The following is a 12,842-nucleotide window of genomic DNA, read 5'->3' on the forward strand; positions in this document are numbered from 1 at the left end:
TCGCAAGGTGGGGGGCTGCACCGTTCACTCGGGAACCCGTCCCACATGTCCCAGTCTGCGGGAGAGCGTGTCAGCAGCCCGGATGACTGGATCACGCACCTCGGGCAGCCGCTCCGGCGGCAGGCGGTAAGCAGGCCCGGCGACGCTGATCCCGGCGATCACCGTGCCGCTGTGGTCGAAGACCGGAGCAGCGACGGCGTTGAGGCCCTCCTCGAACTCTTCGACGGCGAAGGCCCACCCTCGAGTGCGGATCTTGTGCAGCTCTTCCGACAAGACCTGCGGCGAGGTCAGCGTGTGCTCTGTGAAGGACATCAACCCCCGGGTCAGCAGTGCGGTGCGGTCCTCCTCCGGCAGATGCGCCAGCAGCACCTTGCCGTTCGAGGTGGCATGCAGTGCGGTGTGCTGGCCGATCCAGTTGCGCATCGCGACGGTACTTCCTGACTCGGACTGACACACGTTGATGGCGACTCCCTCCCGAGTGATCGCCACATTGGCGGTCTCGCCGATGGCCGCGGAGAGCGCGTCACACACCGGCTGGGCCTCCTGGCTCAGGTCAAGCCGCGCAGTGGTGGCGCCGGCGAGCCGAAGGCACCCGACACCGAGCCGGTAGCCGAGGGAACCATTCGGGGCTTCCACCAGATCGTGCCGGAGCAGAGTCTCCACCAGGCGCCCGACGGTGGACTTGTGCACATCGAGTTCTCGGGCCATCTGGCTGAGCGTGGCTTCGCCCTCGCGCGCCAGAATGTTGAGCACGGTCAGGGCGCGGTCCACCGACTTGACCGCCGGGACGGATGAGTGCCCTACCGGGACAGGCGGCGCATTTTCCGTGCTCATGATGTCTTGAGCATGCCGGTTCTGCGCTCTGAAGGCAATACTTGGCGTCGCGCATGACGCAACCTATTGTGTGATACGCGACACGATGTCATGCTGGAAGTGTCCCGATGACGTGGCAGCAGGGAGGCTTCCATGACTCTCAACGAGCGAACTTTCGCCATCTCAGACGGCCCCGGCGCCGTCGTCCCCGACCCACGGATCCTGCTGTACCCCAGACTCCGCAAGTCACCCTACTTCTGGGCCTCGCGGCAGCACGGGGTCGCGATGTACAGCGTCTACAACCACACCTACCACCCTCGCCATTACGGGGACCCGGTCGCCGAATACTGGGCTCTCGTCCACGGAGTGACGCTGTGGGATGTGGGAGTCGAACGCCAGATCGAGATCACCGGCCCCGACGCTTTCGAGTTCACCAATATGCTCGTTCCGCGGGATCTCACCAAGTGCGAGGTCGGCCAATGTAAGTACGTCTTTCTCACCGGCGCCGACGGAGGCATCCTCAACGATCCCGTTCTGCTCCGCCTGGGGGAGAATCACTTCTGGCTCTCCTTGGCCGACAGCGACATCCTGCTCTGGGCACGCGGGGTGGCTCACCACTCCGGCATGGATGTCACGATCGAGGAGGCGGACGTCGGCCCCGTCCAGGTGCAGGGGCCGCTCTCGGGGCAGGTAATGGCGGCCATCTTCGGCCCCGAGGTGTACAACATCGGGTACTACCGGCTCAGGGAATATCAGCTCGATGGCATGGAGGTCATCGTCTCCCGCACCGGCTACACGGCTGAGCTGGGCTTCGAGATCTACCTCAAGAACGCCTCCCGTGACGGCGTGCGGCTCTGGGACACAGTCTGGGCCGCCGGCGAACCGTTTGGCATGAAAGTGATTGGCCCCTGCCACATGCGCAGGATCGAAGCCGGAATTCTGGCCCACGGCTGTGACATCACCTACCAGACCAACCCATTCGAAGTCGGCATGGGGTATGACTGGATGGTGGACCTGAACCAGGAGGCGGACTTTATCGGCAAGGCCGCGCTGAGCCGCATCAAGGAGCAGGGCGTCCGCCGCAGGCTCGCCGGCGTGGAAATCGGTGGACCACCGCTGGGGACCTTCAATGATGGCTCGATGATCGAGGCATTTCCGGTCTGGCGCGGCCGGGAACGGGTCGGGGAGGTCACCTCCGCCTGTTTCTCCCCTCGTCTGGAGCACAACATCGGTTACGCGATGGTGCCGGTGGGGCTCAGTGACATCGGCACCGAGCTGGAGGTGGAGACACCTACCGGGGTGGTGCCGGCGGTGGTGGTGCCCAAACCCTTCGTGGACCCCACCAAGCACATCCCCAAGCAGCCATTCACCCCGGGTCGCGGCCACCTGCCTTCGGAGAACTGAGGGTACGAGCCGGTGGCCCGTAGGGAACGCGCCATCCCCCTGGGATCTGCTGCCCATCGCGCCAGTGTCCGCCACCTTCTGGAGCGCCCCAGGTTTGAAGTGATCCCGCTGGCGGGGATCGTCGACGAGGCCGCGAACCACTTGCCAGCTGGTGCCACGGTCACCGTGACTGCCTCACCGACCCGGGGCCCGGAACCCACCCTGGAGACCGCCGCAGCGCTCGCCAGGGTCGGATTCCATGCGGTGCCCCATCTGGCAGCCACCCAGTACTGCGAAGAGTCCCTGCCCGAGGCGCTGCAGCAGATCGGCGCTGCCGGAATCCGGGAGGTGTTCATCGTCGGAGGAGATTCCGCACCGCCGAGGGCAGGCGCCGGCCACGACGCCGGGGACCGTCAGGACCGCTTCGGTGACGGCCTGCAGCTGATCGAGGCGGTGCGACGCCTGGCGCCACAGCTTCACGTGGGGGTGCCGGGCTACCCCGAGGGACACCCGAGGATCCCGCAGCAGAGCCTCGAGCAGTCGCTGGCGCGCAAGGCGGAACACGCCGCCTGCGTGGTCGGCCAACTCTGCTTCGACCCGCATACAGTCACTGACTGGGCGGTGGGACTGTGCGCGCGGGGCCTGCACATGTCCGTCTACGCCGGGCTTCCCGGGGCGGTAGGCTCGGCACGCCTGATGCGCATTGCCGGTCGAATCGGGGTCGGAGATTCGCTGCGTTTTCTCTCCTCCGGCGGCACCAGGACAGCCTTGAGACTGGTCTCACCGGGGCGTTACGACCCCACACCGCTGGTGACGGGTCTTGTCAGGGCAGATGGCGGCGTCGTAGTGTCAGGTATCCATCTCTACACCTTCAACGCGCTGCAGGAGACCCAGCTGTGGCGACGGCGACTGCTGGCGCGGCTCCAGGAGGGGGACCCTCGATGACGACTGCCCACCACTCCCCAGACCAGCCGGACGGCAAGGCCAAGCCGCAGGCACCACTGACTGCTCAGGACAGCCTGGGCATCTCTACGCGCACGCAACTGCGCCCGATTCACCAGATCGGTGCCGAATTGGGACTCGATGAGGACCTTATTGAGCCCTACGGGCGTGGGGTCGGGAAAGTGGACCTAGCGGCGATCGACCGGCTGGCCCAGCGGCCCCGTGCGAAGTACATCCTGGTCACAGCCGTGACGCCCACGCCGCTGGGGGAGGGCAAGACGACAACGGCTGTCGGGCTCGGCCAGGGGCTGCAGCACACCGGGCGCCGGGCTGCGGTGGCAGTCCGCCAGCCGTCACTGGGCCCCACCATGGGCATCAAAGGTGGAGGTACCGGCGGGGGCTGGAGTCAGGTGGTTCCCATGGATCGGCTGAATCTGCACCTCACCGGTGACCTGCACGCGGTCACCGCCGCCCACAACCAGCTGGCCGCGATGGTCGACAATCACCTGCATCGCGGCAGTCCTTCCGGTCTGCACCCGGAGCGGGTGACCTGGCGGCGTGTCATGGACGTCAACGACCGGTCTCTGCGGCAGATCATCACCGGTCTCGGTCCACCCGGGGGTGGCCCTGCGTCGAATGGGCCCCTCCGCCAGTCCGGCTTCGACATCACCGCCGCCTCAGAAGTGATGGCCACACTGTCATTGGCGCGCTCGCTGGAGGAACTGCGCGCCAGGCTGGGTCGGATCGTGGTCGGCGCAACCGGTGACGGTGAGCCGGTCACCGCTGAGGACCTCAAGGCTGCCGGGGCGATGACTGTGCTGCTGCGCGAGGCGCTGCAGCCAAACCTGTTGCAGACCGTGGAGCACACCCCTGCGCTGGTCCACTGCGGGCCCTTCGGCAATATCGCCACCGGCAACTCCTCAGTGGTGGCTGACCTCATCGGCACCCGCGCCACTGACTACCTCATCACCGAGGCCGGGTTCGCCGCCGATATGGGTGCGGAGCGGTTCTTCAACATCAAGTGCCGCGTCTCCGGGCTCGAGCCCGACGCTGCGGTGGTGGTCACCACTGTACGTGCGCTGAAAGTCCACTCAGGCCGCCACCGCGTGGTGGCTGGCAAGGCTCTCCCGGAAGGCATGGGGCAGGAGAACCCGGAGGAAGTCCGTACCGGGGCTGAGAACCTGCGTGCTCAGCTGCGCATCATCCGCCGCCACGGGGTGACCCCGGTAGTGGCCGTCAACTCCTTTCCCACCGACTTCGCCTCCGAACACCAGGTGATTGCGGAGGTGGCTGCTGAGGAGGGGGCCCGATGTGCGGTCTCCACTCACTTCTCCGACGGTGGGGCCGGCGCCGCCGAACTTGCCGAGGCAGTGGCGGAGGCCGCAGCAGAGCCCGGAGAGTTCCAGTTCCTCTACCCAGAAGAGGCCTCCCTGGCCGAGAAGATCGAAACTATCGCCACAGAGGTCTACGGGGCCGAGGGGGTAGACCTGTCCCCCGCAGCCACGAAGCACCTGGCCGCCTACACGGATGCCGGTTATGGGCACTTGCCGGTCTGTGTGGCCAAGACGCACCTCTCCATGTCAGCGGATCCAAAACTGGTCGGAGCGCCGACCGGATGGCGGCTGCCGGTGCGGGAAGTCCGGCTCTCTGCGGGGGCAGGGTTCGTCTACCCGATCTGCGGGACCATGCAGACCATGCCGGGACTGGGGGCCTCCCCGGCCGCGGAACAGATCGACATTGACAGCGAAGGTCGCACGGTCGGCCTTTTCTGAACCCCAGTTCAGCTCCCAGCGTCATCAACGTTAACCTGGGTGCACAGTGGTGTCTCCGCTGTGGCACATTGAAGGCAACCCAATTGAGAGGCAGGCCACCATGTCCAAGGATCTGACGCAGTACGCCAACCCGCATGCCCTGGTGAGCACCGACTGGCTCGCCGAGCACAAGGACGAGCCGAACGTGGTGGTCCTGGAGTCCAATGAGGATGTTCTGCTCTACGAGACGGGGCACATCCCCGGCGCGGTCAAGATCGACTGGCACACTGACCTGAACGACTCGGTCACCCGGGACTTCATCAACGAACAGGAGTTCGCTGAGTTCGCCGCTTCCAAAGGCATCACGCCCGAGACCACCGTGGTGTTCTACGGAGACAAGTCCAATTGGTGGGCCGCCTACGCGCTCTGGGTCTTCACCCTCTTCGGGCACCGCGACCTGCGGCTGCTCGACGGTGGACGACAGAAGTGGATCGACGAAGGCCGTGAGCTCACTACTGAGGTGCCCAATCCAGCTCGCACCCAGTACCCGGTGCCGGCGCGGCGGGAGGACGACCAGTGGCGGGCCTTCCGGGAGGACGTGCTCGCCCACATTGGCAGCGGCCCGCTGGTGGATGTTCGGTCTCCTGCCGAATACACCGGCGAAGTCACCTCCGCACCCGGGTTCGAGGACAAGGAGGGTGCCCTGCGCGGCGGTCACATCCCCACCGCAGCCTCTGTGCCCTGGGCGCGTGCGGCGAACGACGACGGTACCTTCAAGTCTCGTGCGGAGCTGGAGGAGATTTACAAGGAGGAAGCCGGGGTGGGGGAGTCCCAGGACGTCATCGCCTACTGCCGGATCGGCGAACGGTCCAGCCACACGTGGTTCGTCCTCAGTCACCTCCTCGGGTACAAGAAGGTTCGCAACTACGACGGCTCCTGGACCGAATGGGGCAACGCAGTGCGTCTACCCATCGCAGTAGGGAACGAACCGGGAAGCTGAGGAGCTGAAGCCCTATGGCGCTGCGCACCGTGGACCTCGGCACCGGTCCACACACGCTGACCACCACCTCTTTCGGCTATGGTGCGATGTCGCTGGCCGGTGCCTACGGTCCCATCGGGGAGTCTGCTGCCATTGCTCTGCTTCACCAGGTCTGCGACCGTGGAGTCCGTCATATAGATACTGCGAACATCTATGGGTTGGGTCTGAGTGAGACCATACTGGGCAAGTTCCTCAACGGACGCAGAGACAGCGTCACTCTGGCTACCAAATGCGGCATCGAACCCAAGGGGCAGGCCGGGCAGCGCAGCACCAACGGACGCCCTGAGCACATTCGCGAGCAGATCGAGCTCTCGCTTCGGCGCTTAGGCACCGACTATGTGGACCTCTACTACCTGCACCGACCTGATCCAAAGGTTCCGATCGAGGAATCAGTGGGTGCACTCGGGGAGCTGGTCAGCGCCGGCACGGTCCGCAGCATTGGGCTCTCCGAGGTCACTGGTGAGGAGCTGCGCCGCGCACACCGGACGCATCCGATCAGTGCGGTGCAATCCGAATGGAGCATCTTCGCCCGGGACGTGGAGCACTACGTCATCCCTGCCTGCGCGGAACTCGGCATCGGATTTGTGGCGTTCTCGCCGGTGGCGCGGGGGCTGCTGACTGACGGGTTCGACCCGGAGGCTTTGGGGGAAAATGACGCGCGCCACAAGTTTCCCTGGTTCGCGCCGGAAAACCTGGGTCACAACCACCAACTGGCGGAAGCAGCAAGGGCCATGGCAGCTGATGCGGGAACGCCCACCGCCTCGCTGGCCCTGGCCTGGCTGTACGCCAAAGCTGATGATGCGGGTCTGAAGCTTGCGGCCATCCCCGGAACTCGGTACTCCGCCCACCTCGACGAGCTGCTTGCCGGACTGGACACTCAGCTGAATGCCGCGCAGATGGCGGTCCTGGACGCGCTCGCCGACGAGATCGCCGGTGATCGCAGCTTTGCTCCGGACTGGGTCTCTGGGGGCCGCGAAGGCCTGATCCCACGGGCGGGCTGACGATCGCTCTAATTTGTTTCGGCAGATTACATCGAAATGTTCAAAATGGACTTGCTCCCCTAGCATTCTCGGAAAGATTCAACCGAGACGTCAGGGAGAAGCCCCATGAGTGAGACCACTGCCCAGCTCGTAGGCGTAGACGCCCAGGGCCTTGAGGAACTTTCCCTCAAGAACAGAGAGAACCCGAGCCAGGGTCACAAAGTCATCCGGACCCGGACGGTCGCCGAATCGGGTTTCCGCAACCTGAACCATGTGCGCGGCCACCAGCCCTTCCTGATCTCGGAGCCGCACAAGCTACTGGGCGACGACGAGGCACCCAATCCCACGGAGTTCGCCTTAGGGGCGTTGGGGTCGTGCATCTCTGTGGGTTTGATGGCCAACGCGACCCACCGTGGTGTGAGGTTGACCAAGATCGAGGTGGATCTCGAAGGTGAGATAGACATTTCAGCCACCTGGGGGACAGGCGACCTGGACCCGGAAAAGGTGCTTGGTGTCTCTCACGTGCGCGTCAACGTGATCCTGGACGGTGACGCCGACCGGGCAACGCTGGAGGAGATCACGGACAACGCCATCAAATGGTCTCCAGTGGTGAACACCTTCACCAGGCCTGCGACCTTTGAGACGCGGCTGAGCGTCGGTGACGGTGCTGGTGGTTGAGCAACGTGTCTACCGAAACTCCGCCACCTGTTGACAGCACACTGGCAGCGGTTGAAATCCCCGCCGATCTGCTGGCACAGGTTGATGACAGCGCTGAGGCTATCGACGCCGGGACTGTCGCTGCGCGTGAGATCCTTCCTCAGCTGGCTGCGGCGGGTTTGCTTGACTTGGGTGCGCCTTCCAACAACAGTGGCGGACTGGTCAAGCAGGCGGCGGTTATTGAGGCTTTGGGGCAGCGGTCCCTGAGCGCGGCATTTGCCGTCTGGGGCCACCGGATGAGCATCGAATATCTCTGCCTCGCAGGCGGCACCTACGCGGAGTCGCTGCTGCCGGCAATGCGTTCAGGAGAAGTTCCAGGGGTCTCGGGCATGGCCTCGGCCTTCAAGACCTACGCCGGGGCGGGAGAACTTGGCCTGCGGCTCACTCGCGACGGTCAAGGCCGGCTGCTGCTGTCCGGAAAGCTGCCTTGGGCCTCGAACCTGCACCCGGACGCCGTCGCCGTCACGGCGGCCTACGGGCCGGAGGGAGAAGGCGACGGTGACCGAAGCAAACTGATCATCGCGGTGCCTCTCTCGGCACCCGGTGTGCAAGTCGGCACACGATTGAATCTCTTGGCTCTGCAGGGCACTGCCTCCACCTCGGTGACACTGGATAATGTGCCGCTGAGTGAGGAGCAGGTTCTCAGCACTGACTTCGAAGGGTTCATGACTCGGTGCCGGCCGACCTTCGCCGTGCTGCAGTCAAGCTTCTGTCTGGGTCTGGCCGCAGCCAGCCACCGGCACACCCGCGCGAACATCTCCGGCATCAACGAGGTTTTCCGGCAGGAATTGCACCAACTCGGCGACGAACTCGAGGCGCGAACAAAGCAGCTCCGTGACTATGCCGAACGCGTGGCCACCAGCGCACCGCCGCAGCGGCAGGAGGTGCTGAGCCTGCGGCTGGCAGTCGGGCACCTCGCCCTGGCGCTGGCGACCCTGGAAGTCAAGACCGTAGGCGGTAAGGGGTACATCAGTAACTCAGACCCCAACCGCCGCTATCGAGAAGCTACCTTCATTCCGGTCCAATCCCCCTCAGAGGCACAGTTGCGCTGGGAACTGGCCCAAGGCCGATGAGTCTTCCCTGGAAGAGGACATGAGACGTATCCACCCACCGCGGACGGATGTCCCGCCACACGCTGCGCCGTCGCTGAGCCGCCGCAGGCTCTTCAGCCTCGGCGCGGGAATCTCAGCGGCGACGATGCTGAGCGCCTGCACATCTGGAGCTCCCACCGGCTCAGGAACTGCCTCGGCCGGATTGCGGCCTATTCCCGCAGCAGAGGCAGACCTCGAGCAGCGTGAGATCACCATCGGCTTTTTCCCGATCACCTGCTCCTCTCCCATAGTCAACGCCGCCGCCATGAGCATCTTTGAGCAGTACGGACTCGACGTCACCCTGCGCCGCTACACCGGTTGGGCCGAGCTGTGGATCGCATTTGTGGCAGGGGAGGTGGACGCTACACAGTTCTTGGCGCCGATGCCGCTGGCGATCCACCATGGGTTCGCCTCAGGGCAGCGGGCCCTTCGTTTGCCCTACGTCACGAACACCAACGGCAATGGCATCACCGTCTCCCAACGACTGGCCGGGCAGATGAGCGGGCCCGGAGACTTCCGCGGGCTGCGGCTGGGGCTGCCGTTCGACTACTCCGTGCACAATCTCCTGGCCCGCGACTACCTGGTCTCCGGCGGGCTGGACCCCGAGGAGGATGTGGATCTGCGCATCATGCGCCCAGCGGATATGGTCACCGCGCTGGCGGTGGGTGAGATTGACGCTTTCTGCCTGCCTGATCAGTTCAACCAGCGGGCGGTGGCCGAAGGCGTGGGTTTCATCCACGTGCTCACCAAAGACCTCTGGGCGGACCATCCCTGCTGCAGCTTTGCAGTGGCTGAGGACTTCGCCGCCCAGAATCCCAACGTTTACATGGCGTTGCTGCGCGCGATCGGAGAATCAGCGTTGTACGTCGATGATCCGGAGCACCGCGCGGACACCGCTGCGCTGATGTCTCAGCCGGCGTATCTCGGGCTTCCCGAACCAGTACTGAACTCGGTGCTGACGGGAGACTTCCCCGACGGCACCGGTAACGAGCACTCCATTCCCGACCGAATCGGGTTCCAGCCCTACCCGCATGAGTCCTACGGCATCTGGATTCTCAACGCCCTGCAGCGGTGGGGCCTGACCGGAGACCATAGCTTCACGACCGGTGCGGAATACTCCAGAGCGGTCTCCGAGGTCTTCGACTCGCAGTCAGCCGGCTCGGTGCTGAGCGATTTCGGTGGTGTCACTGACGAACGGACCGAGGAGACCGTGCTCGGCGCACCCTTCAACCCCCAACGCCCCGCCGAGTGGAGTGAACGACTATGACGACGACACCCCGCGCGCTCCAGCACCGAGCCAGGCGAGAGCGCACCGTGTTTCAGCTGAAGTCCGCAGGGGGCATGGTCCTTTTCGCCGCGTCGTTCATCGCAATCTGGCACGTTGCCACCGCTGGGTATGAGGACGGCGGGCTGGCCCCGACTCCACTGGCCAGCGGGCAGCGCCTGATTGAAGTACTCTCCTCCGCCTTTGTGCATAATCCACCCAATGAGGTGGGCATTGTTTTCCACCTGGCTGCGTCGTTGCAGCGGGTGGTCCTCGGATTCGGCATGGCCGCACTGGTGGCGATCCCGCTGGGGCTGCTGTTAGGCACAAGTCGCGTGATCCACGATGCGTTGGATCCCGTCATCCAGGTACTGCGCCCGGTGTCCCCGCTGGCGTGGCTACCATTGGGACTGGCCCTGCTGCGCGACTCCCAAGCCACTGCGATTTTTGTGATTTTCATGGCAAGCCTCTGGATTATCCTTGTCAACACCATCGACGGGGTCCGCCGGGTCAACCCGCTCTACTTGGATCTTGCCCGCACTCTGGAAGCGACAACGGCCAACCGCGTACTCAGAGTTCTGTTGCCGGCTGCGTTGCCCGGGGTGGTGACCGGCCTGCGCACCGCCCTGTCTACTGCCTGGCTGGTCATCGTCGCGGCAGAGATGATCGTAGGGGACCGCGGGATGGGAACCTTCGTGTGGACCGAATGGAACGCCATGAACATCAACAGCATGGTAGTAGCCATCCTTGTCATCGGAGTGACCGGACTAGTACTGGACCGCTCGATCGCCCAACTGCATCGACTCATTCCTGCGAACTGACTGAGGAGTCCACTATGGGTACCACCATCGAGACGGACGCGCAGCTGCCTGGCAAGCCCCCGGCCCTGGAAATATCGAAAGTCACCAAAGGCTTCGCCCACCGACGCAGGGGCTTTCAGCAGGTCCTCGGGGAGGTCTCCTTCTCCGTTGACGAGGGAGAATTCATCAGCATCATCGGCCCTTCGGGGTCTGGAAAATCGACGCTGCTGAAGCTGATCGCTGGTCTGGAGTCGCCAGATCAGGGCCATGTGAGGCTCACCGATGAGCAGATCGCCGCGCCCAGCCGGCGGCTCGGGGTCGTCTTCCAGCAGCATGTGCTGCTTCCCTGGCTCACAGCGAAACAGAATGTGCTTTTCGCACTGCAGGCCCACGGTGCCAGCCGACGCTCGGCGGCTGAACGTGAAAGCTTGGCCGAGCACTGGTTGGGCCTGGTCCAGCTCTCAGAGGCCCAAGACCTCAAACCCGGGGAACTCTCCGGTGGTATGCAGCAGCGCGTGGGCATCGCGCGAGCCTTCGCACTCGAATCAGAGGTATTGCTGCTTGACGAACCTCTGGGGGCGTTGGATGCCCTCACTCGGCATGCACTGCAGCTTCAGCTGCTGCGTCTGTCCGAGCAGCAGCGCCGCACATTCGTGCTGGTGACACACGATGTCGATGAAGCACTCCTGCTCTCGGACCGCATCCTGGTCCTCTCCCACGGTCCGCAGGCGAGGATTCAGCAGGACCTCCGGGTGCCTTTCCGGCGTCCCCGCGACCGCACCGCTATCGAGAGCAGCGAGGACTACCTCACGCTGCGTCGCGAACTGCTGGAGTCATTGACCGCCCAGCCCTGATCGCGATCAGAGCTTGCCGATGGCGATCAGCAGCATCCGGCGCAGCGGTTCGGCCGCGCCCCAGAGCAGCTGATCTCCGATGGTGAAGGCGGAGATGTACTCCGGGCCCATCTCCAGTTTGCGGATGCGGCCCACGGGGATGGTCAGCTCCCCGGTGGCAGCGACAGGAGTCAGCTGCTGCATGGTCGCCTCCTTCTCATTTGGCACCACCTTTGCCCACGGGCTTCCCTCAGAGATGATCTGTTCAATCTCATCCACCGGCAGGTCCCGGCGAAGCTTCAGCGTCAGCGCCTGGGAGTGCGACCGCAGCGCGCCCACCCGGACGCAGAGCGACTCAAACGGGATGCTGTCCCCGCGGCGCTGCACACCGGGGGCCAGTGACTCCCCGCGGCCGAGAATCTTATTGGTCTCATCCGAGCCTTTGCGCTCCTCTTTGGACATTCCGTTGCCCAAATCAGCGTCGATCCACGGGATGAGCGACCCAGCCAGCGGCACGCCGAACTGGGAGGCGTCCAACTCCCCGCGCTGGGAATGTAGGACACGCCGGTCGATTTCGAGGATGGCGCTGGCCGGGTCCGCCAGTTCAGTCTCCACCGCCGAGCCGAGGTGTGCGAACTGGTTCAGCAGCTCTCTCATGTGACGGGCACCGCCGCCGGAGGCGGCCTGATAGGTCATCGCAGTGCCCCACTCCACCAGGTCCTGCTTGAACAGCCCGCCTAGGCCCATCAGCATGCAGCTGACCGTACAGTTGCCGCCCACATACTCTTTTACGCCGGCATCCAGACCCGCATCGATGGAGTCGCGATTGATGGGGTCCAGCACAATGATCGACTCATCAGACATGCGCAGTGCGGAGGCCGCGTCAATCCAGATGCCCTGCCATCCCGCAGCGCGCAGCTTCGGGTAGACCTCCTTGGTGTACTCCCCGCCCTGCATGGTGACGATGATCGGCAGCTTGCTCAGCGTGTCGACGTCGTAGGCGTCCTGCAGGGTGGGCGTCTCCGGTGAGGCTCCCTCGTACTCTGGGGCCGGTTTCCCGGCGGCCGAGGTGGAGAAGAAGACAGGATTGATATGCGCCAGGTCACCTTCGTCGACCATGCGCTGCATCAGGACTGAACCCACCATGCCGCGCCAGCCGATCAGACCGACCGACGGGGCGGTTTCGGAGTGAGCGGACAGGACTGGGGAGGCAGATGCAGATGTCATAA

The 12,842-nt window shown here is 64.6% G+C and carries 12 protein-coding genes; 10 read left to right on the forward strand and 2 right to left on the reverse strand.

Annotated elements, in window-relative coordinates; all coding sequences use genetic code 11:
• Positions 1-24 precede the first annotated feature (24 nt).
• Entirely contained in the window at positions 25-834 is an 810-nt protein-coding gene (locus FEF27_RS05185) for an IclR family transcriptional regulator (protein ID WP_138169798.1), read from the reverse strand.
• Between the two features lie 132 nt (positions 835-966).
• Here FEF27_RS05185 and FEF27_RS05190 point away from each other — a divergent pair, with 132 nt between their 5' ends.
• From FEF27_RS05190 to FEF27_RS05235, 10 genes are all read left to right on the forward strand, one after another.
• Positions 967-2,217 (forward strand): glycine cleavage T C-terminal barrel domain-containing protein, encoded by a 1,251-nt coding sequence (locus tag FEF27_RS05190; protein ID WP_138169799.1) that lies wholly within the window; start codon positions 967-969, stop codon positions 2,215-2,217.
• 12 nt (positions 2,218-2,229) lie between these two features.
• Positions 2,230-3,141: a methylenetetrahydrofolate reductase gene (locus tag FEF27_RS05195; protein ID WP_138169800.1), complete on the forward strand. Its 912-nt coding sequence runs from the start codon at positions 2,230-2,232 to the stop codon at positions 3,139-3,141.
• Entirely contained in the window at positions 3,138-4,910 is a 1,773-nt protein-coding gene (locus FEF27_RS05200) for a formate--tetrahydrofolate ligase (protein WP_138169801.1), read from the forward strand. Before FEF27_RS05195 ends, FEF27_RS05200 begins: the two co-directional genes overlap by 4 nt.
• A gap of 100 nt (positions 4,911-5,010) precedes the next feature.
• Positions 5,011-5,889: a sulfurtransferase gene (locus FEF27_RS05205; RefSeq protein ID WP_138169802.1), complete on the forward strand. Its 879-nt coding sequence runs from the start codon at positions 5,011-5,013 to the stop codon at positions 5,887-5,889.
• A gap of 14 nt (positions 5,890-5,903) precedes the next feature.
• Positions 5,904-6,929, forward strand: coding sequence for an aldo/keto reductase (locus FEF27_RS05210; RefSeq protein WP_138169803.1), 1,026 nt, complete (start codon positions 5,904-5,906; stop codon positions 6,927-6,929).
• A 105-nt stretch (positions 6,930-7,034) separates the two neighbouring features.
• Complete coding sequence (locus FEF27_RS05215; protein WP_138169804.1) at positions 7,035-7,586, forward strand: OsmC family protein; 552 nt, start codon at positions 7,035-7,037, stop codon at positions 7,584-7,586.
• Between the two features lie 5 nt (positions 7,587-7,591).
• A complete protein-coding gene (locus tag FEF27_RS05220) occupies positions 7,592-8,698 on the forward strand; it encodes an acyl-CoA dehydrogenase family protein (protein ID WP_138169805.1) in 1,107 nt (368 codons plus the stop codon).
• Positions 8,699-8,717: 19 nt separating this feature from the next.
• Complete coding sequence (locus FEF27_RS05225) at positions 8,718-9,983, forward strand: CmpA/NrtA family ABC transporter substrate-binding protein (protein WP_138169806.1); 1,266 nt, start codon at positions 8,718-8,720, stop codon at positions 9,981-9,983.
• Positions 9,980-10,801, forward strand: coding sequence for an ABC transporter permease (locus FEF27_RS05230; RefSeq protein WP_138169807.1), 822 nt, complete (start codon positions 9,980-9,982; stop codon positions 10,799-10,801). Before FEF27_RS05225 ends, FEF27_RS05230 begins: the two co-directional genes overlap by 4 nt.
• A 14-nt stretch (positions 10,802-10,815) precedes the next feature.
• The gene (locus FEF27_RS05235; protein ID WP_138169808.1) at positions 10,816-11,634 is read left to right on the forward strand and encodes an ABC transporter ATP-binding protein; all 819 of its coding nucleotides are present in this window, start codon (positions 10,816-10,818) and stop codon (positions 11,632-11,634) included.
• Between the two features lie 6 nt (positions 11,635-11,640).
• Here the strand turns inward: FEF27_RS05235 and asd are convergent, their stop codons facing one another.
• Positions 11,641-12,840 (reverse strand): aspartate-semialdehyde dehydrogenase, encoded by a 1,200-nt coding sequence (gene asd, locus FEF27_RS05240; RefSeq protein ID WP_138169809.1) that lies wholly within the window; start codon positions 12,838-12,840, stop codon positions 11,641-11,643.
• Positions 12,841-12,842: the final 2 nt, after the last annotated feature.

It is taken from the genome of Nesterenkonia sphaerica (assembly GCF_005771565.1).
Taxonomy (GTDB): domain Bacteria; phylum Actinomycetota; class Actinomycetes; order Actinomycetales; family Micrococcaceae; genus Nesterenkonia; species Nesterenkonia sphaerica.

Coding starts and splice junctions, on each gene's coding strand:
- FEF27_RS05235 (WP_138169808.1), top strand. CDS start 10,816: ATGGGTACCACCATCGAGACGGACGCGCAGCTGCCTGGCAAGCCCCCG.
- FEF27_RS05230 (WP_138169807.1), top strand. CDS start 9,980: ATGACGACGACACCCCGCGCGCTCCAGCACCGAGCCAGGCGAGAGCGC.
- FEF27_RS05200 (WP_138169801.1), top strand. CDS start 3,138: ATGACGACTGCCCACCACTCCCCAGACCAGCCGGACGGCAAGGCCAAG.
- asd (WP_138169809.1), bottom strand. CDS start 12,840: ATGACATCTGCATCTGCCTCCCCAGTCCTGTCCGCTCACTCCGAAACC.
- FEF27_RS05210 (WP_138169803.1), top strand. CDS start 5,904: ATGGCGCTGCGCACCGTGGACCTCGGCACCGGTCCACACACGCTGACC.
- FEF27_RS05225 (WP_138169806.1), top strand. CDS start 8,718: ATGAGACGTATCCACCCACCGCGGACGGATGTCCCGCCACACGCTGCG.
- FEF27_RS05185 (WP_138169798.1), bottom strand. CDS start 834: ATGAGCACGGAAAATGCGCCGCCTGTCCCGGTAGGGCACTCATCCGTC.
- FEF27_RS05215 (WP_138169804.1), top strand. CDS start 7,035: ATGAGTGAGACCACTGCCCAGCTCGTAGGCGTAGACGCCCAGGGCCTT.
- FEF27_RS05190 (WP_138169799.1), top strand. CDS start 967: ATGACTCTCAACGAGCGAACTTTCGCCATCTCAGACGGCCCCGGCGCC.
- FEF27_RS05205 (WP_138169802.1), top strand. CDS start 5,011: ATGTCCAAGGATCTGACGCAGTACGCCAACCCGCATGCCCTGGTGAGC.